This window comes from Caballeronia grimmiae (assembly GCF_000698555.1).
Classification (GTDB): domain Bacteria; phylum Pseudomonadota; class Gammaproteobacteria; order Burkholderiales; family Burkholderiaceae; genus Caballeronia; species Caballeronia grimmiae.
Window position 1 is genome coordinate 148,731 of record NZ_JFHE01000004.1, and the last position, 16,830, is coordinate 165,560.

A 16,830-nucleotide genomic window follows, 5' to 3' on the forward strand; every position below is an offset into this window, starting at 1 on the left:
GGTGGCAGGAACCTCAATGACCGAGAATCACACCCCGCCCGATAACGGGCTCAAGTTCGAACTGCTCACGACCGATGGCCAGGCGCGCCGCGGCCGTCTCACGCTCAACCACGGCGTCATCGAAACGCCGATCTTCATGCCGGTCGGCACGTACGGCACGGTCAAGGCGATCCAGCCGCGCGAACTCGAAGAAATTCGCGCGCAGATCATCCTCGGCAACACGTTCCATTTGTGGCTCCGGCCCGGTCTCCAGACCATCGGCGCGCACGGCGGGCTGCATCGCTTCATGGGATGGGACCGCCCGATCCTCACCGATTCCGGCGGCTTCCAGGTCTTTTCGCTCGGCGATCTGCGCAAGATCACCGAAGAAGGCGTCACGTTCGCGTCGCCGATCAATGGCGACCGGCTGTTCCTGTCGCCCGAAGTGTCGATGCAGATTCAGAAGGTGCTGAACTCCGACATCGTCATGCAGTTCGACGAATGCACGCCCTATTCGACCAACGGCGTGCCGACCTCGCATCAGGACGCCGCCGATTCGATGCGCATGTCTATGCGCTGGGCGAAGCGTTCCATCGACGAATTCACGCGGCTCGACAACCCGAACGCGCTCTTCGGCATCGTGCAGGGCGGCATGTTCGAAGACCTGCGCGACGAATCGCTGGCGGGGCTGTCGGACATCCCTTTCCACGGATTCGCCATCGGCGGGCTGTCGGTCGGCGAGCCGAAGGAAGACATGATGCGCGTGCTGAACCACATCGGCCCGAAGCTGCCTGCGGACAAGCCGCACTACCTGATGGGCGTCGGCACGCCGGAGGATCTCGTGGCGGGCGTGGCGGCGGGCGTCGACATGTTCGACTGCGTGATGCCGACGCGCAACGCGCGCAACGGCTGGCTCTTCACGCGCTTCGGCGACCTGAAGATCAAGAACGCGACGCACAGGAATTCGATGAAGCCGCTCGACGAAAGCTGCGGCTGCTACACCTGCCAGAACTTCACGCGGGCGTATCTGCATCATCTGCATCGCGTCGGCGAAATTCTCGGCGCGCAACTGAACACCATCCACAACCTGCATTACTACCTGCAGTTGATCGGCGAAGTGCGCGAATCGATCGAAAAACACACTTTCGAGGCGTTCCGCAAAACGTTCGCGGAAAACCGCGCACGGGGCGTCGATTAAGCGGGCGACCGGCAATTCGCCGTCAGGATGCCGCTACGCATTACAATTAGCTTTCCATTACCGCGAAAACGCCGTGCGGATGCCGTAACGGCTTGATGCCAAAGCGCATTCCGGGGACTTTCGCGGCAAGGGCGAGTGGTAGAATACCGGGCTAATTTCTGACCCAGTTTTTGAACGTATTTTCGACGTATAACGGAGAGACCAACGTGTCGTTCATTTCCAATGCCTTTGCACAAGGCGCAACCGCGGGCAGCGCTGAATCGAGCCTGATGAGCTTCCTGCCGCTGATCCTGATGTTCGCGGTGCTGTACTTCATCATGATCCGTCCGCAGATGAAGCGTCAGAAGGAACATCGCAACATGCTCGCGGCCATGGCCAAGGGCGATGAAGTGGTGACGAACGGCGGCATCGTCGGCAAGGTCACGAAGGTGTCGGACGCGTATGTGGGCCTCGAAATCGCCGAGGGCACGGAAATCACCGTGCAGAAGGCGTCGGTCACGACCATTCTTCCGAAGGGCACGATCAAGTCGCTGTAAGGCCAGTATTTTCGCGTCCGGCGCGGCCTCGCTCCGAGCCATCCGAGTCGACGAGTCAACTTAGCCGGCTCGTTGCGCATAACGCCGGACGCCCTCTCCTCCGAAGCCAACTTTCCGTTCGGCCATCCCCATGAATCGTTATCCCCTCTGGAAGTATGTCGTGATGCTGGTGGCGCTCGTCATCGGCCTCGTGTACACGCTCCCCAACTTCTTCGGCGAAGCGCCCGCGGTGCAGGTGTCGAGCGGCAAGGCAACGGTCAAGCTCGATTCGTCGACGCTCGCCAATGTCGAAGGCGCGCTCGCGGCCAGCAAGATCACCGCGGACGAAATCACGTTCGACAATTCACAGGCCAACGCGAACATCCGCGTGCGCCTGAAGGACACCGACACGCAACTGCGCGTCAAGGACCTGCTCACGAAAACGCTGAACAGCGACCCGGCCGATCCGCAGTACATCGTCGCGCTGAACCTGCAAAGCGCTTCGCCGCGCTGGCTGACGGCGCTGCACGCGCTGCCGATGTACCTCGGTCTCGACCTGCGCGGCGGCGTGCACTTCCTGCTGCAAGTGGACATGGCCGGCGCGCTGAACAAGAAGCTCGACTCCGACGCAGCCGACGCCCGCACTTACTTGCGTGACCGCAATATCCGCGACGGCGGCGTGAACCGCGTGGGGCAATCGGTGGTGGTGAACTTCTCCGATCAGGCCGTGGCGGAAAACGCGCGCACCCTGCTCACGACGGGCGTTTCCGAACTGCAATGGACGACGCGCCAGGGCGGCGACGGCTTCCAGGTGGTCGGCACGTTCTCGGCCGCGACGCAGCGGGCCGTCGAGGATGGCGCGCTCAAGCAGAACATCACGACGCTGCATAACCGCGTGAACGAACTGGGCGTCGCGGAGCCGGTGATCCAGCAACAGGGCGCGGACCGCATCGTGGTCGAGCTGCCGGGCGTGCAGGACACGGCGAAGGCGAAGGACATCATCGGCCGCACGGCGACGCTCGAAGCGCGTCTCGCGGACCCGGTCAACACGTACATCGGCCCGAACGATCCGGTGCCGCCCGGCGACGAAGCCTTCAAGCAGGGCGACCGCCGCGTGCTGCTGCGCAAGCAGGTGATCTTCACCGGCGATCGCATCATCGACGCGTCGACGGGCTTCGACGACCATCAGCGTCCGTCGGTCAACATCCGCCTCGACTCGGCGGGCGGACGCGCCATTGCGAGCGTGTCGCGCGAGAACATCGGCAAGCCGATGGCGATGGTGCTGTTCGAAAAGGGCAAGGGCGAAGTGCTGACGGTGGCGAACATCCAGTCCGAACTGGGCGACCGCTTCCAGATCACCGGCCAGCCGACCGCGCAAGCCGCGACCGACCTCGCGCTGCTGTTGCGCGCCGGTTCGCTCGCCGCGCCGATGGACATCATCGAGGAACGCACGGTCGGCCCGAGCCTCGGCGCCGACAACATCAAGAAGGGCTTCGATTCGGTCACCTACGGTTTCGCCGCGATCGCCGTCTTCATGATCGTGTACTACATGCTGTTTGGCCTGATCTCGATGCTCTCGCTGTCGGTGAACCTGCTGCTGCTCGTCGCGATTCTCTCGATGCTGCAGGCCACGCTGACGCTGCCGGGCATCGCCGCTATCGCGCTCGCGCTCGGTATGGCGATCGACGCCAACGTGCTGATCAACGAACGTATCCGCGAAGAACTGCGCAACGGCGCGCCGCCGCAGACCGCGATCCAGGAAGGCTTCAAGCACGCCTGGGCGACCATTCTCGACTCGAACGTGACCACGCTGATCGCCGGTCTCGCGCTGCTTGCGTTCGGCTCAGGTCCGGTGCGCGGCTTCGCGGTGGTGCACTGTATCGGCATTCTGACGTCGATGTTCTCGGCCGTGTTCTTCTCGCGCGGTCTCGTGAACCTGTGGTACGGCGGCAAGAAGAAGCTGAAGTCGCTGGCGATCGGTCAGGTGTGGCGTCCGGACGGCACGGATGGCGACGCTGCGGCAGCCGCTTATCTGGCGGCGCAGCGCGGTGACGATTCCCCTGTCGACGAGGTCATCACGACGGCCACGGGCAAGAAGAAGACCGCCGCGGCCGCGCCGCGCGCCGCGGTCCCGGCGACGCCCGCGCGCTCCGGCAAGCCGACCGTGCGCCGCCGTTCGGGCCCGGGCATCGACCAACAGAAACCGGGCTCGTCCCACTGAGCCCCGGAGTAACGAAACATGGAATTTTTCCGCATTCGCCGTGACTTGCCGCTGATGCAGCGCGCGTTGATCTTCAACGCAATCTCGCTCATCACGTTCCTCGCGGCCGTGTTCTTTCTCGTGCATCGCGGGCTGCATCTGTCGGTGGAGTTCACCGGCGGGACCGTGGTCGAGGTGCAGTATCCGCAAGCCGTGTCGCTCGAACCCGTGCGCGCCACGATGGCCAAGCTCGGTTATGCCGACGCGCAAGTGCAGAATTTCGGCACCTCGCGCGACGTGCTGATCCGCCTGCCGCTCAAGCAAGGGCTGACGTCCGCGCAGCAGAGCGAACAGGTCATGGGCGCGCTGAAGGCCAACGACCCGCAAGTGAGCTTGCAGCGCGTGGAGTTCGTCGGTCCGCAGGTCGGCAAGGAACTCGTCACCAACGGCCTGGCCGCGCTCGCGTGCGTGGTGATCGGCATCGTGATTTACTTGTCGTTCCGCTTCGAGTGGAAGTACGCGGTCGCGGGCATCATCGCGAATCTGCACGACGTGGTGATCATTCTCGGCTTCTTCGCCTACTTCCAGTGGGAGTTCTCGCTCTCGGTGCTGGCGGCGGTTCTCGCGGTGCTCGGTTATTCGGTGAACGAGTCGGTGGTTATCTTCGACCGGATTCGCGAGACGTTCCGCAAGCAGCGCAAGATGACGGTGACCGAAGTCATCAACCACGCGATCACGAGCACCATGTCGCGAACCATCATCACCCACGGCTGTACGGAAATGATGGTGCTGTCGATGTTCCTGTTCGGCGGCCCGACCCTGCATTACTTCGCGCTGGCGCTGACGGTCGGTATTCTCTTCGGTATCTATTCGTCGGTGTTCGTGGCCGCTGCGCTCGCGATGTGGTTCGGCGTGAAGCGTGAGGATCTCGTCAAGGACAAGAAAGACAAGTTCGATCCGAACGATCCGAACGCAGGGGCGCAGGTCTGATCCCACGCGTTCGCTATGCATGAAAAAAGCGGCCGGTCCTCACAGACCGGCCGCTTTTTTGTTTGCAGCGGGAGTTACTGCTTGATGCCTTCCGCCTGAATGTGCAGCACCGTCTTCAGGCTGAAACCGTACGACTTGCCATAGTCGATGCCGAAGTCGCCGCGATCGAAGGTCGCCGTGGCTTCCGTGCCGCAGACTTCCTTCTTCACCATCGGGTTCACGAAGCACTTGAAGCTCTCGATCTTCAGATTCAGCGGCTTCGTGACGCCGTGCATCGTCAGCGAGCCGATGACTTCAACCGGCTTGTCGCCGTCGAAGCGGATCGACGTGCCCTTGTAGACCGCCGTCGGATACTTGGCGGTGTCGAAGAACTCGGCCTTCTGCAGATGTTCGTCGAGCTTCGCATTGCCGGTGTTGATGGACGCCAGATCGATCGTCACTTCCGCCGTGCCGGTCTTTTCCGCGCGGTCGAGCACTACCGTGCCGCTGCTCTTGTTGAACTTGCCGCGCCACGTCGACACGCCGCCGAAGTGATCCGCCTCGAAGCTCGGATACGTGTGGTTCGGGTCGAGCTGATACGTATCGGCAGCCATCGCGTTAAAGGACAGGCCAGCGGCGAGCGCGCCCGCTGCGATCATCGAAATCTTCTTCAAGTTGTTCTCCTACAGAATGTGCGTTGAATTCGCGTGAAATATCCGCCGCTTACTTCTTGGCGGCGACGATGTGAAACTTGATGACGACCTCGTCCGCGACGACGGACGTGTCCTTCCATTCGCCGGTGCCGATGTCGAACTGGCTGCGCTTGATCGGCAAGGAGCCGTCGAACGTTTCGGTGGCGCCTTGCTGCGTGATCGTGACCGGCACCGTGACCGTCTGGGACTTGCCCTTGATCGTGATCTTGCCCGTCACCTTGTACTGGTTGCCGCCCGCCGGCGCGATCGCGCTGGAAACGAACGTCGCCGTGGGATACGCGGCCGCATCGAACCATTCCTTGCCGCGCACCTGCTTGTTGTACTCGTCGTCGCCGAGGTCGTAGCTGCCCGTGTCGATGGTGATGTTCGCGCTGCCCGCGGTCGGCTTCGCCGGATCGAAGGCAATCTGCGCGTTGAACTTGTTGAACTTGCCGTCGGTGGGCACGTTCATCTGCTTCGACGTGGCGACGACCGAACTCTTCGCCATATCCACTTGCGCCGCTGCCGCCGCTGCCACTGCAAGCGACGTCACGGCCACGGCGGCCGCCATCCAACGATTGAGTTTCACTTTCATGTGTGCCTTCTGAACGGTTCTGACGAACAGCGGGTATTGGAAATCAAAAGCATGCCGTTTCCAACAGCCGGCCGGAAACGTCCTGCCAACTGCGAGGAAACAATCGACAACGCTTACTTGACGAAAGGCAGCATGCGCCCGAGCAAGCCGTCGCGATCGACGAAGTGATGCTTGAGCGCGGCGAGCACGTGCATGGCGACGAGCACCAGCAGGCCGTAGTTCAGCGCGACGTGCACGATGCGCAGCGTCGCCTTCAGCGCCTTGTCGGGGCCGATGATCGTCGGCAGCGGCAGCACGCCGAGATACACCACCTGCAGGCCCGCAGCCGAGCTGTACAGATAGCCTGACGCGGGAATCACCAGCATCAGCACGTAGAGCAGCATGTGCGTGACGTGCGCCGCGCCTTGCTGCCAGCGCGGCGTGCCCGGCGGCAGCGCCGGCGCGCGATGCGTGACGCGCCACGCGAGCCGCAAAGCCGCGAGCACGAACACGGTCACGCCGATCCACTTGTGCCACGAGTAGTACTTGAGCTTCGTCGGCGTGAAGCCGGGGATATCGGTCATGATCCAGCCGAGATAAAAGCCGCCGATAATCAGCAACGCGATGAGCCAATGCAGGCCGATCGCCGTAGGGCTGTATCGTTCGGCGGGCGCCGCCGGCGTGATGCCAACACTGCTTTCCATGGTGCGTGATGTCCTGGGAATGTTCGAATCGCGCATGCTTTCGGGATGTGTCCGATGCACGCGCCGCCATGCTACCGCAACGTCCGTGAATTGCCAGTATGCGCATAAATGGCTGCCGCAAGCAGGCAAAGCCAGGCCCGGCGCGGCTTTCCGGGCGATTCGCCGCGATGCACGCCTTTTATGCAACGAACTATTCTGCCTGTGCAACGGTCCATCGTGGTCGCGCCGCGAACACAACAGAACGATGCAGCGGCCCGTCTTATTCCGTTCATGCCGCGGCAAAAGCCGGTTTGTTACCATCCTGCTACCATCGCCCGCTGGCTCGGTACTTGCTCGTCCGGCTCCGGGCCCGTCTCGCGGCGCATACGAAACACGCATGGAATACGCATGAGAAGGCTCGCCCTCGAACTATGAACGTGAACGAATCGGAACCACTGATCGCGTGTCACGAATGCGACGCGCTCTTCACGAAGCGCGCGCTTCCCGAGCACAGTTCGGCGAACTGTCCGCGTTGCGGCGCGGTGCTCTATCGCGGCGTCGCGCGCAATCTCGACCGCATCTGCGCGACGACGCTCGCCGCGCTCATCACGTTCGTCATCGCACAGGCGTTTCCCATCGTCGAACTCGATGCGAACGGCATCACGTCGCAGACGACGCTTATCGGCGCAATCGTCGCGCTGTGGAACGAACAGATGCAGGTCGTCGCCGTGCTGGTCTTTTGCGCGACGATCCTCTTCCCGCTATGCGAGCTGGTCGCCCTGCTCTACGTGCTGATACCCGTGCGCGCGGGTTACGTGCCGCCGGGCTTTCATCTCACGTTGCGCGCAATTCAGTTCGTGCGCCCGTGGGGAATGATCGAAGTGTTCATGCTCGGCGTGCTCGTCACGCTCGTGAAGATGCTGAGCGTCGCGCGCGTGATTCCTGAAGCCGCGCTTTTCGCTTTCGGCGCACTGACGCTGATGGTCGCGGTCGTCGTGAGCTTCGATCCGCGCTCGCTGTGGGATATCGCGAGTAAATTGCCGGCGCGGCGTGCGCGCAAGCCGCTCGCGCCATCCGTGAGGCACAAGACGTGAACGACAAATCGCTCGACGCAGCCATCGACGAACCGGAAACACCGACACCCACGCTCTATACGACGGCATCGCGCGCGCAGCTCGTCTCGTGTCATTCGTGCGGGCTCGTGCAGCCGCTCGCCCGCACGATCGAAAAGCAGCGATGCACGCGCTGCGACGCCGTCGTGCACCGGCGCAATCCGGACAGCATTGCGCGAACATGGGCGCTACTCATCAGCGCCGCGATCCTTTATATTCCCGCGAACGTTTTTCCGATGCTGCATACGTCGTCGATCCTCGGCGCCGAGGACGACACCATCATGAGCGGCGTCGCGCTGTTCTGGAACGACGGCGACTATCCGCTTGCCATCGTCATCTTCGTCGCCAGCATTCTGGTGCCGATGCTGAAGCTGCTCTCGCTCGGGTTTCTGCTCGTCACCGTGCAGCGGCGCTCCGTATGGCGTCCGCGCCAGCGCACCACGCTGTATCGCGTAGTGGAAGGCATCGGCCGCTGGTCGATGCTCGATATCTTCGTAGTCACGCTCACCGTCGCACTGGTTCGCTTCAAGTCGGTGGCGGTGATCACGGCGGGACCGGCGGCGCTCGCGTTCGCGTCGGTCGTCGTGTTGACGATGCTCGCCTCCATGCAGTTCGATCCCCGTCTGATATGGGACAACATAGAACCGTCAGGAAAGAAATATGACTAGTGGCCAAGGTCCGGACGGGCCGAAATCGAACGACACGCCCGAACGAGGCAGCGGCGGCGGACTGCCGCCGAATCTTCCTGAACCGGTAATCGAGCCGCGCAGCCGGTGGCTGCCGTCGCTCGTGTGGGTGATCCCGATCGTCGCGGCGCTGATCGGCGTGTTTCTCGTCGTCAAGACGGTATCGAGCCGCGGCCCGACGGTCACGATCAGCTTCGTCAGCGCCGAAGGACTGGAGCCTGGCAAGACCAAGGTCAAGTACAAAGACGTGGACGTCGGCACGGTGAAGACCATCACGCTGTCGAAGGATCATTCGCGGGTGCTCGTCGACGTTCAGCTCACCAAGGAAGCCACCGATTTCGCCGTGAAGGACACGCGCTTCTGGGTGGTGCGCCCGCGCGTCGCGGCGAGCGGCGTGACCGGGCTGTCGACGCTGCTGTCCGGTTCCTACATCGGCGTCGATGCCGGCAAGTCGACCGAGGACCAGACCTACTTCGTCGGTCTCGAAACGCCGCCCGCCGTCACCGGCGACCAGAAGGGCCACACGTTCACGCTGCACGGCGAATCGCTCGGATCGCTCGATATCGGCTCGCCGGTCTATTACCGGCGCGTGCAGGTCGGCCAGGTGACGGCGTTTTCGCTCGACAAGGACGGCACCGGCGTGACGATGCAAGTCTTCGTCAACGCGCCTTACGATCAATACGTCGGCGGCAACTCGCGCTGGTGGCATGCAAGCGGCGTCGATTTGCGGCTCGATTCGAGCGGCTTCACGCTCAATACGCAGTCGCTCGCCACGGTCGTGCTCGGCGGCATTGCGTTCCAGACGCCGCCGAACCAGGAAGCCGGCCCGCAGGCGAAGGAGAACGCCACGTTCCGCCTCGCCTCCGATCAGGCCGACGCGATGAGGGACCCGGACGGCGATCCCGTGCGTGTCGTGATGAACTTCAACCAGTCGCTGCGCGGCTTGTCGGTGGGCGCGCCGGTCGATTTCCGCGGCATCGTGCTGGGCCAGGTGACGGGCATCGGCGTGCGATACGACCAGCAGTCGCATTCGTTCATGATGCCGGTGACGATCGACCTCTACCCCGATCGCCTCGGCAGGCGCGCGCGGGCTGCGTTGCCCGAGCAAGGCACGGCGGCGAGCCACGACATGCTCGAACTGCTCGTGAAGCGCGGCCTGCGGGGACAGTTGCGCACCGGCAATTTGCTGACGAGCCAGCTTTACGTGGCGCTCGACTTCTTCCCGAAGGCGCCGCCCGCGAAGGTGAGCGCAAGCAACGATCCGCTCGAACTGCCGACGGTGCCCAACACGCTCGACGAACTGCAGCTGCAGATCGCAGACATCGCGCGCAAGCTCGACAAGATTCCGTTCGACGAGATCGGCAAGAACCTGAACGGCTCGCTGAAGAACGCCAATGCGCTCTTCGATCAGCTCGGCAAAGAAGTCGTGCCGGAAGTGCGCGATACGCTCACGCAGGCGAAGAAGACCTTCGGCGAGGCGCAGTCGGCACTTCAGCAGGATTCGCCGCTTCAGTCCGACGTGCATCAGGCGATGCAGGAACTCACGCGGACGCTTCAATCGCTCAATTCGCTCGCCGATTATCTGGAGCGTCATCCGGAATCGTTGCTGCGCGGCAAACCGGGAGACAAGCCATGAGAATCGGCGCGTTGTTGTTGACTTTGGGCGCGGCGGGCGTGCTCGCGGCATGTTCGTCCTCGCCGTCGAGCCGGTTCTATACGCTCGGCGGCACGGCGGTCGCGCCGGTCGCGGTATCGTCGGCGCCGGCGTCGTTCTATTTCGAGCTTGCGCCTGTAGACGTGCCGCAGCAGGTGGCGCGCAATCAGCTCGTCGTGCAGTCCAGCCCCGCGCAAGTGAGCGTGCTCGAACAGGAGCGCTGGGCCTCGCTTCCCGCCGACGAAGTGCGGCGCGTGCTGTCCGGCGATCTCGCCCAGCAGTTGAACGCGATCGACGTTTATGGCACGCCGTATCCGGATTCGGCGCGGGTGTATCGCGTGAAGGTGAAGGTGCAGCGGTTCGAATCGTGGCCGGGATCGCAGGCGGTCATCGACGCGGTCTGGAGCGTGCGCGGCGGCGCGTCGCAAACGGTGATGACGTGCCGGACGATCGCCGAAGAGCGCGTCGGCGATGGCTACGATGCGCTCGTCGACGGGCATCGCAAGGCGGTGAACGACATCGCTTCGGCCATTTCGGCGGGCGTGCGAAGCCTCGGATCGGCGCCGGCGGGGTCGTCCGGGTCGTCGTCCTCGAAGCAAACCGCTCCGGCGATTCTGCCGTGCCCGCCATCGGGCGGCGCTACTACTGCCAGCGCGCAGTAAGTCGCCGGCGCGCGGCGGGTTCAGCCGGCTCTGACGCGGGCTTCGTGCCCGACGCCGGCTTTTCGTCATCCTCCACAACGGTCGTGCGCACTACGCAGGTCTGGACCATGCAAGCGTGCTCTGGACTGCTTGCCTTCGTCAGCGAAACATCGGTTTCCTATGCTTCTTGTGCAGGGAACGGCGCGATGTTGTCGCCAGACGACACCCCCCGCCCGCTCCATCTCGAAATTGCCATTTGCTCGCATATGCGCGGTTAAGATCGTCGGTCGGCTGTATCCGAAACAAAACGCGAAGAATAAATGATGAAACTGATCGGTTCGCACACGAGTCCATTCGTCCGCAAGGTGCGGATCGTGATGGCGGAAAAGAAGATCGACTGCGAACTGGTGCTCGAAGACGTCTGGGCATCCGATTCGACAATCCACGACTTCAATCCGCTCGGCAAAGTCCCGTGTCTCATTCTGGACGACGGCGAAGCGGTGTTCGATTCGCGCGTCATCTGCGAATTCGTGGACACGCTGACGCCCGTCGGCAAGCTGCTGCCGCAAGAGCGGCGCGAGCGCACCGAAGTGCGCTGCTGGGAGGCGCTCGCGGACGGCATGCTCGACGCCGCCGTGCTGATCCGTCTCGAAGGCGTGCTGCGCGAGGAGGCGCATCGCAGCCAAGCGTGGATCGCGCGGCAGCGTCACAAGATCGACGACGGCCTGCGCGCGATGGCGCAGGGCCTCGGCTCCAAGCAGTGGTGCGCGGCCAACCGCTTTACGCTGGCGGATATTGCGTGCGGCTGCACGCTCGCCTACCTCGACTTTCGCATGCCCGATCTGAACTGGCGCGAAGCGCATCCGGCGCTCGACAAGTTCTACGTGCGCCTCGCGCAGAGACAGTCGTTCGTCGATACCGCGCCCGCCTGATGAGCGCGCTCCCGCCGCGGGCGGGAGCGGCTTGCATCCTTACTTGCTGAGCGCGGCCTTCAGCGTTGCGCTGGCTTGCGCGATGGCCGCTCGCGTCGCCGGAGTCTGCGCGAGGGCATTCAGCATCACGAAATCGTGGATCGTGCCGTTGTATCGCGTCGATGTCACCGGCACGCCGGCCTGTGTCAGCTTGCGGGCGTAGGCCTCGCCTTCATCGCGCAGGACGTCGTTTTCATCGGTGATCACGAGGGCCGGCGGCAAGCCCTTCAATTCGTCGATCGTCGCGCGCAGCGGCGACGCGGTGATCTTCTCGCGATCCGCCGCGTCCGGCGCGTAGGCGTCCCAGAACCACTTCATCGCCTCGCGAGTCAGCCACGGGCCGTTGGCGAACTCGTTGTAGGAGCCGTCGTCGAAGCGGGCGTCGGTCACCGGATAGAACAACACCTGCGCACGCAAGGCCGGGCCGCCGCGTTCCTTCGCGAGCAGCGTGACGGCCGCCGCCATGTTGCCGCCGACGCTGTCGCCCGCCACCGCCATACGCGACGCATCCACGTTGAACTCGCGCGCGTGTTCCGCCACGTAGCGGGTCGCGGCGTACGCCTGCTCGATCGGCACCGGGTATTTCGTTTCCGGCGAGCGGTCATAGTCGACGAACACGACCTCCGCCTGCGCGCCGTTCGCGATCTCGCGCACGAGGCGATCGTGCGTGTTCTTGTCGCCGAGCACCCAGCCGCCGCCGTGGAAGTACATGATGACCGGCAATGCGCCCTTCGCATGCTCCGGCCGCACGATGCGCAGCGCGATCTTGCCGGTCGGCCCGGCCTGGATGACGCGGTCTTCGATGGCCGCCGCCTGTTTCTTCACCGGCTGCGACTGAGCGCCGGCCAGCACGTTGCGCGCATCGGCGGGCGACAGCGTGTAGATCGGCGGGGCGTTGCTGGCTGCAAGGGCATCGATGAACTGCTGTGTCGCCGGTTCGAGGACAGGCGCGGCATCGGCTGCGGCGTGAGCGAATACGGCGGTTGCAACTGCGCTGGCGATGATGGCGGTCTTGAGCTTTTTCATGAGTGACTCCGGTGGTTGAGATTCGAGTGACTTGGATCTACTACTAGATAGACGACTCTTCAGACTAACATGCTGCTTTTACGAGCAAACATGACGTTTCTGATTGCGACTGCGTCGCGCGGGCGACAGCCGGCATTGCTTCACCCGCCACTGACGCCTCGCCAAAATCTATCTATCCAAAGATAGAATGTCCGACGCTTATACCTGCTTTTGCACAGAGTTATCCACAGGCTTATCTACCGGCGCACGGTATCGGCCACTTCGTCCAGCCGCGCGCGCGTCTGGAACAGGCGACAGGCGAGCAAACTTCCCTGGAACGCTGCATACAACGCCCGGGCCGTTGCTTCCGGCTTGCCGCGTGCGTTCAGCGTGCCCTGCGCATCGCCTTCCGCAAGCACCTTCGCGAGCCAGTTCTCGTTGGCCTTGAAAAACGCCTGCACTGCATGGCGAACGCTTTCGGGCAGCGACTCCATATCCGACGCGAGCATGCCGCAGAGACAAATCTGCTTGCCGTCGCCGATGATTCGCCCGAACAGCCGCGTGTAGCGATCGAGCTTCTTCTCGGCGGGAGCGGAACTGTCGATCGCGTAAATCGACGACATGAAGTCGGCGCTATACGCGTTCACCGCTTCCAGCGCGAGATCTTCCTTGGTCGGAAAGTAGTAATGGATGCTCGACGTCTTCACGCCGACCAGTTCGGACAAGTCGCGATAACTGAAGCCGTTGTAGCCGCGCGTCATCATGATGGTCTGCGCGTGGTCCAGCAGTGACTCGCGTACCGTGTTCTTGTCCATGACTTCTTTCCCCTGCTCTCGATGGGTGAAATTTATCTACTAATAGGTAGACAGTCAAGCACTTGTATCAAATAACTTTTTATCGAATCGATAGCCAGCCCCGGCGGTGATGCCGGGGCGATCCTTCAGACTGCGGTCGTGACGGCCGGTGCGGACGCGCCCTGAGCGACGCCCGCGGCCGCGCGCTCGATGATCCCGCCGCCCAGGCAGACATCGCCCTGATACAGCACGGCCGACTGACCCGGCGTGACCGCCCATTGCGCCTCGTCGAAGCGCAGCTCGAAGCGGGCGTCATCGGCGGATAAAGCGGAAAAGCGGCACGCCGCATCCTGCTGCCGATACCGCGTCTTCGCTCCGCAGGCCGCGCCGTCGCCGGGTGCAAAGCCCGCGACCCAGCTCGTATTGCCGGCGACGAGCGTATGCGACAGCAGCCACGGATGATCGTGGCCCTGCACGACGTAGAGCGTGTTGGTCGCCATGTCCTTGCCGGCGACGAACCACGGCTCGCCGCTGCCGTCCTTCGCGCCGCCAATGCCAATGCCCTTGCGCTGCCCTAACGTGTAGAACGCGAGCCCGATATGCTCCCCGACGACCTTCCCTTCCGCCGTCTTCATCGGCCCGGGTTTCGTCGGCAAGTATCGATTCAGAAACTCACGGAACGGCCGCTCGCCGATGAAGCAGATCCCGGTCGAGTCCTTCTTCTTCGCGTTCGGCAGGCCGATTTGCGCGGCGATCTCGCGAACCTTCGTCTTCGGGATTTCGCCGAGCGGAAACAGCGTCTTCGAAAGCTGCTGCTGGTTCAGCCGATGCAGAAAGTACGACTGGTCTTTCGTCGCATCGGTGGCCTTCATCAACTGGAAGAGGCCGTCGTGTTCGCGCACGCGTGCGTAATGGCCGGTCGCGATGGTTTCCGCGCCGAGCGACATCGCGTGATCGAGAAACGCCTTGAACTTGATCTCGGCGTTGCACAGCACGTCCGGATTCGGCGTGCGGCCCGCGGAGTACTCGCGCAGGAATTCGGCGAACACGCGGTCCTTGTACTCGGCGGCGAAGTTCACCGCTTCCACGTCGATGCCGATCAGATCCGCGACCGACACCACGTCGATCCAGTCCTGGCGCGTCGAGCAGTATTCGCTGTCGTCGTCGTCTTCCCAGTTCTTCATGAACAGGCCGACGACGTCGTAGCCCTGCTCTTTCAGGAGCCATGCCGTGACCGACGAATCCACGCCGCCCGACATGCCCACCACCACTCTTTGCTTGCTCATAGAAATACCGCTTTGTTCCGCGCGAGCGGGTCAGGCGCGCACGACCGGCGCGACCGAATGCGTATGGATGAAATCGAGCGGCACGCGCCGCCCGGACAAGTAATCGTCGACGCACTGCATGACGAGCGGCGTCCGATGCTGCGCAACGGTCGCGCGCAGTTCGTCGGGCGTGAGCCACATCGCGCGGACGATGCCTTTGTCCAGCGCCCTGCCGGCCACTTCGCCCGCGGACTTTCCGCAAAACGTGAATCGCAGATACGTGACATCGCGCCCCGGCCGCGCAAAGTGCGTCATATACGCGCCGACGAGCGCCTCGGACTCGAAGCGATGCGCCGTTTCCTCGAGCGTCTCGCGGATCACCGCTTCGACGAGCGTTTCGCCGGCTTCGAGGTGACCGGCCGGTTGGTTGATTCGCAGGCCTGCGGATGTATGTTCCTCGATGACGAGAAAGCGCCCGTCCCGCTCGACGATGGCCGCAACCGTGACATGTGGAGCCCAAGTATCTGATTTCATGGCCGACATTTTACCGTCCCGGCCCCGAACACGCGCGCGCGGCCTAAGGGTTAGCGCGGTGCCGGATCGCATTTTTGGCGCGCATTCTTCGGTTACAGTGGCACTAGCCGTCGATCCAGCATTTGAAACAAAACTCAGCCTCGATCTTTCCGCCGCCGGGCCCCAGGGCGCGGGAAGATAAAACAAGACCGGAGGATTCGAAAATGCACATCGGAGTGCCTGCTGAAACGCGGGCGAACGAGGCGCGCGTCGCCGCCACGCCGGAGACGGTGAAAAAACTCGTCGCGCAAGGGCATCGGATTTCGGTGCAGAGCGGCGCGGGCGTGCGAGCCAGCTATATCGATGACGCGTTCGCCTCCGCCGGCGCGGATATCGTCGATGCCGCCACCGCCTTTTCCGCCGAAATCGTTCTAAAGGTTCAATCGCCGGCCGAAGCCGAACTGGGCTTGCTCACGCCGGGCGCCGTGCTGATCGGCATGCTCGATCCCTTCAACACCGAAAACACCGCGCGGCTCGCCACGGCGGGCGTCACGGCGTTCGCGCTCGAAGCCGCGCCGCGCACGACGCGCGCGCAAAGTCTCGACGTGCTGTCGTCGCAGGCGAATATCGCCGGATACAAGGCGGTGCTGATCGCGTGCCACTACTATCAGCGCTTCATGCCGATGCTGATGACCGCCGCCGGCACCGTGAAAGCGGCGCGCGTGCTGGTGCTCGGCGCGGGCGTCGCGGGCTTGCAGGCGATCGCCACCGCGAAGCGCCTGGGCGCGGTCGTCGAAGCGTCGGATGTGCGGCCCGCCGTGAAGGAGCAGATCGAATCGCTGGGCGCGAAGTTCGTCGACGTGCCCTTCGAAACCGCCGAGGAACGCGAAGCGGCGGAAGGCGTCGGCGGTTATGCGCGGCCGATGCCGCCAAGCTGGCTCGCGCGGCAATCGGCGCAGGTGCATGAACGTGCGAAGGCGGCGGACATCGTCATTTCGACGGCGCTGATTCCTGGCCGCCCCGCGCCGACGCTGCTGTCGGTCGAAACGGTCAAGCACATGAAACCCGGCTCGGTGATCGTCGATCTCGCCGCCGGACGCGGCCCCGAGTTCGAAGGCCGAAAGGGCGGCAACTGCCCGCTCACGGAAGTCGACGAAGTGGTGATGAAGTACGGCGTGCATATCGTCGGCCATACGAATCTCGCGTCGATGGTCGCCGCCGATGCCTCCGCGCTCTACGCGCGAAACCTGCTCGACTTCCTGAAGCTGATCCTCACGAAGGAAGGCACGCTCAACATCGACCTCGCGGACGACATCGTCGCGGCCACGCTTCAGTGCCGCGACGGACAGCCCGCGCGCGCCACTGCCTGAACACGGAGA

At 63.5% G+C, this 16,830-nt stretch carries 17 protein-coding genes; 10 read left to right on the top strand and 7 right to left on the bottom strand.

Annotated elements, in window-relative coordinates; translation table 11 throughout:
* Positions 1–16: 16 nt before the first annotated feature.
* From tgt to secF, 4 genes are all read left to right on the top strand, one after another.
* A complete protein-coding gene (gene tgt / locus BG57_RS06690) occupies positions 17–1,177 on the top strand; it encodes a tRNA guanosine(34) transglycosylase Tgt (RefSeq protein WP_035961623.1) in 1,161 nt (386 codons plus the stop codon).
* 206 nt (positions 1,178–1,383) lie between these two features.
* Positions 1,384–1,713, top strand: a complete 330-nt coding sequence (gene yajC / locus BG57_RS06695) for a preprotein translocase subunit YajC (protein WP_035961628.1) — start codon at positions 1,384–1,386, stop codon at positions 1,711–1,713.
* Positions 1,714–1,843: 130 nt separating this feature from the next.
* Complete coding sequence (gene secD / locus BG57_RS06700; RefSeq protein WP_035961629.1) at positions 1,844–3,913, top strand: protein translocase subunit SecD; 2,070 nt, start codon at positions 1,844–1,846, stop codon at positions 3,911–3,913.
* A gap of 18 nt (positions 3,914–3,931) precedes the next feature.
* Entirely contained in the window at positions 3,932–4,882 is a 951-nt protein-coding gene (gene secF / locus BG57_RS06705) for a protein translocase subunit SecF (protein WP_035961633.1), read from the top strand.
* A 74-nt stretch (positions 4,883–4,956) separates the two neighbouring features.
* Here secF and BG57_RS06710 read toward each other — a convergent pair whose 3' ends face one another.
* From BG57_RS06710 to BG57_RS06720, 3 genes are all read right to left on the bottom strand, one after another.
* On the bottom strand, positions 4,957–5,520 hold the full coding sequence (locus BG57_RS06710) for a YceI family protein (protein WP_371875839.1): 564 nt from the start codon (positions 5,518–5,520) through the stop codon (positions 4,957–4,959).
* Between the two features lie 64 nt (positions 5,521–5,584).
* A complete protein-coding gene (locus BG57_RS06715; protein ID WP_035961647.1) occupies positions 5,585–6,148 on the bottom strand; it encodes a YceI family protein in 564 nt (187 codons plus the stop codon).
* Positions 6,149–6,261: 113 nt separating this feature from the next.
* Positions 6,262–6,831 (bottom strand): cytochrome b, encoded by a 570-nt coding sequence (locus tag BG57_RS06720; RefSeq protein WP_035961649.1) that lies wholly within the window; start codon positions 6,829–6,831, stop codon positions 6,262–6,264.
* Between the two features lie 410 nt (positions 6,832–7,241).
* Between BG57_RS06720 and BG57_RS06725 the strand changes: the two genes are divergently transcribed.
* The 5 genes from BG57_RS06725 (at position 7,242) to BG57_RS06745 (ending at position 11,835) form a co-directional block, all read left to right on the top strand.
* On the top strand, positions 7,242–7,904 hold the full coding sequence (locus tag BG57_RS06725; protein WP_035961654.1) for a paraquat-inducible protein A: 663 nt from the start codon (positions 7,242–7,244) through the stop codon (positions 7,902–7,904).
* On the top strand, positions 7,901–8,590 hold the full coding sequence (locus BG57_RS06730; protein ID WP_370888566.1) for a paraquat-inducible protein A: 690 nt from the start codon (positions 7,901–7,903) through the stop codon (positions 8,588–8,590). The genes BG57_RS06725 and BG57_RS06730 overlap by 4 nt, the downstream gene beginning before the upstream one ends.
* Entirely contained in the window at positions 8,583–10,244 is a 1,662-nt protein-coding gene (locus BG57_RS06735) for a PqiB family protein (protein WP_035961658.1), read from the top strand. Before BG57_RS06730 ends, BG57_RS06735 begins: the two co-directional genes overlap by 8 nt.
* Entirely contained in the window at positions 10,241–10,924 is a 684-nt protein-coding gene (locus BG57_RS06740) for a PqiC family protein (protein ID WP_035961662.1), read from the top strand. The genes BG57_RS06735 and BG57_RS06740 overlap by 4 nt, the downstream gene beginning before the upstream one ends.
* A 299-nt stretch (positions 10,925–11,223) precedes the next feature.
* Positions 11,224–11,835 (top strand): glutathione S-transferase N-terminal domain-containing protein, encoded by a 612-nt coding sequence (locus BG57_RS06745; protein ID WP_174447196.1) that lies wholly within the window; start codon positions 11,224–11,226, stop codon positions 11,833–11,835.
* A 39-nt stretch (positions 11,836–11,874) separates the two neighbouring features.
* Here BG57_RS06745 and BG57_RS06750 read toward each other — a convergent pair whose 3' ends face one another.
* The 4 genes from BG57_RS06750 to BG57_RS06765 form a co-directional block, all read right to left on the bottom strand.
* On the bottom strand, positions 11,875–12,900 hold the full coding sequence (locus BG57_RS06750; protein WP_035961664.1) for an alpha/beta hydrolase: 1,026 nt from the start codon (positions 12,898–12,900) through the stop codon (positions 11,875–11,877).
* 236 nt (positions 12,901–13,136) lie between these two features.
* Complete coding sequence (locus BG57_RS06755) at positions 13,137–13,694, bottom strand: TetR/AcrR family transcriptional regulator (protein ID WP_035961665.1); 558 nt, start codon at positions 13,692–13,694, stop codon at positions 13,137–13,139.
* A 125-nt stretch (positions 13,695–13,819) separates the two neighbouring features.
* Positions 13,820–14,959, bottom strand: a complete 1,140-nt coding sequence (gene mnmA, locus BG57_RS06760; RefSeq protein WP_035961667.1) for a tRNA 2-thiouridine(34) synthase MnmA — start codon at positions 14,957–14,959, stop codon at positions 13,820–13,822.
* A gap of 30 nt (positions 14,960–14,989) precedes the next feature.
* A complete protein-coding gene (locus BG57_RS06765) occupies positions 14,990–15,472 on the bottom strand; it encodes an NUDIX hydrolase (RefSeq protein ID WP_035961917.1) in 483 nt (160 codons plus the stop codon).
* Positions 15,473–15,675: 203 nt separating this feature from the next.
* On the opposite strand from BG57_RS06765, the gene BG57_RS06770 reads away from it, so the two are divergent.
* Positions 15,676–16,821: a Re/Si-specific NAD(P)(+) transhydrogenase subunit alpha gene (locus BG57_RS06770; RefSeq protein ID WP_035961669.1), complete on the top strand. Its 1,146-nt coding sequence runs from the start codon at positions 15,676–15,678 to the stop codon at positions 16,819–16,821.
* The last annotated feature ends 9 nt before the right edge of the window (positions 16,822–16,830 follow it).

What these genes read in the sequence shown, in the direction of transcription:
- secD (WP_035961629.1), top strand. Translation starts at nt 1,844, where the DNA reads ATGAATCGTTATCCCCTCTGGAAGTATGTCGTGATGCTGGTGGCGCTC.
- BG57_RS06750 (WP_035961664.1), bottom strand. Translation starts at nt 12,900, where the DNA reads ATGAAAAAGCTCAAGACCGCCATCATCGCCAGCGCAGTTGCAACCGCC.
- mnmA (WP_035961667.1), bottom strand. Translation starts at nt 14,959, where the DNA reads ATGAGCAAGCAAAGAGTGGTGGTGGGCATGTCGGGCGGCGTGGATTCG.
- BG57_RS06710 (WP_371875839.1), bottom strand. Translation starts at nt 5,520, where the DNA reads ATGATCGCAGCGGGCGCGCTCGCCGCTGGCCTGTCCTTTAACGCGATG.
- BG57_RS06770 (WP_035961669.1), top strand. Translation starts at nt 15,676, where the DNA reads ATGCACATCGGAGTGCCTGCTGAAACGCGGGCGAACGAGGCGCGCGTC.
- BG57_RS06745 (WP_174447196.1), top strand. Translation starts at nt 11,224, where the DNA reads ATGATGAAACTGATCGGTTCGCACACGAGTCCATTCGTCCGCAAGGTG.
- BG57_RS06715 (WP_035961647.1), bottom strand. Translation starts at nt 6,148, where the DNA reads ATGAAAGTGAAACTCAATCGTTGGATGGCGGCCGCCGTGGCCGTGACG.
- BG57_RS06725 (WP_035961654.1), top strand. Translation starts at nt 7,242, where the DNA reads ATGAACGTGAACGAATCGGAACCACTGATCGCGTGTCACGAATGCGAC.
- BG57_RS06765 (WP_035961917.1), bottom strand. Translation starts at nt 15,472, where the DNA reads ATGAAATCAGATACTTGGGCTCCACATGTCACGGTTGCGGCCATCGTC.
- BG57_RS06720 (WP_035961649.1), bottom strand. Translation starts at nt 6,831, where the DNA reads ATGGAAAGCAGTGTTGGCATCACGCCGGCGGCGCCCGCCGAACGATAC.
- BG57_RS06740 (WP_035961662.1), top strand. Translation starts at nt 10,241, where the DNA reads ATGAGAATCGGCGCGTTGTTGTTGACTTTGGGCGCGGCGGGCGTGCTC.
- BG57_RS06735 (WP_035961658.1), top strand. Translation starts at nt 8,583, where the DNA reads ATGACTAGTGGCCAAGGTCCGGACGGGCCGAAATCGAACGACACGCCC.
- secF (WP_035961633.1), top strand. Translation starts at nt 3,932, where the DNA reads ATGGAATTTTTCCGCATTCGCCGTGACTTGCCGCTGATGCAGCGCGCG.
- BG57_RS06755 (WP_035961665.1), bottom strand. Translation starts at nt 13,694, where the DNA reads ATGGACAAGAACACGGTACGCGAGTCACTGCTGGACCACGCGCAGACC.
- tgt (WP_035961623.1), top strand. Translation starts at nt 17, where the DNA reads ATGACCGAGAATCACACCCCGCCCGATAACGGGCTCAAGTTCGAACTG.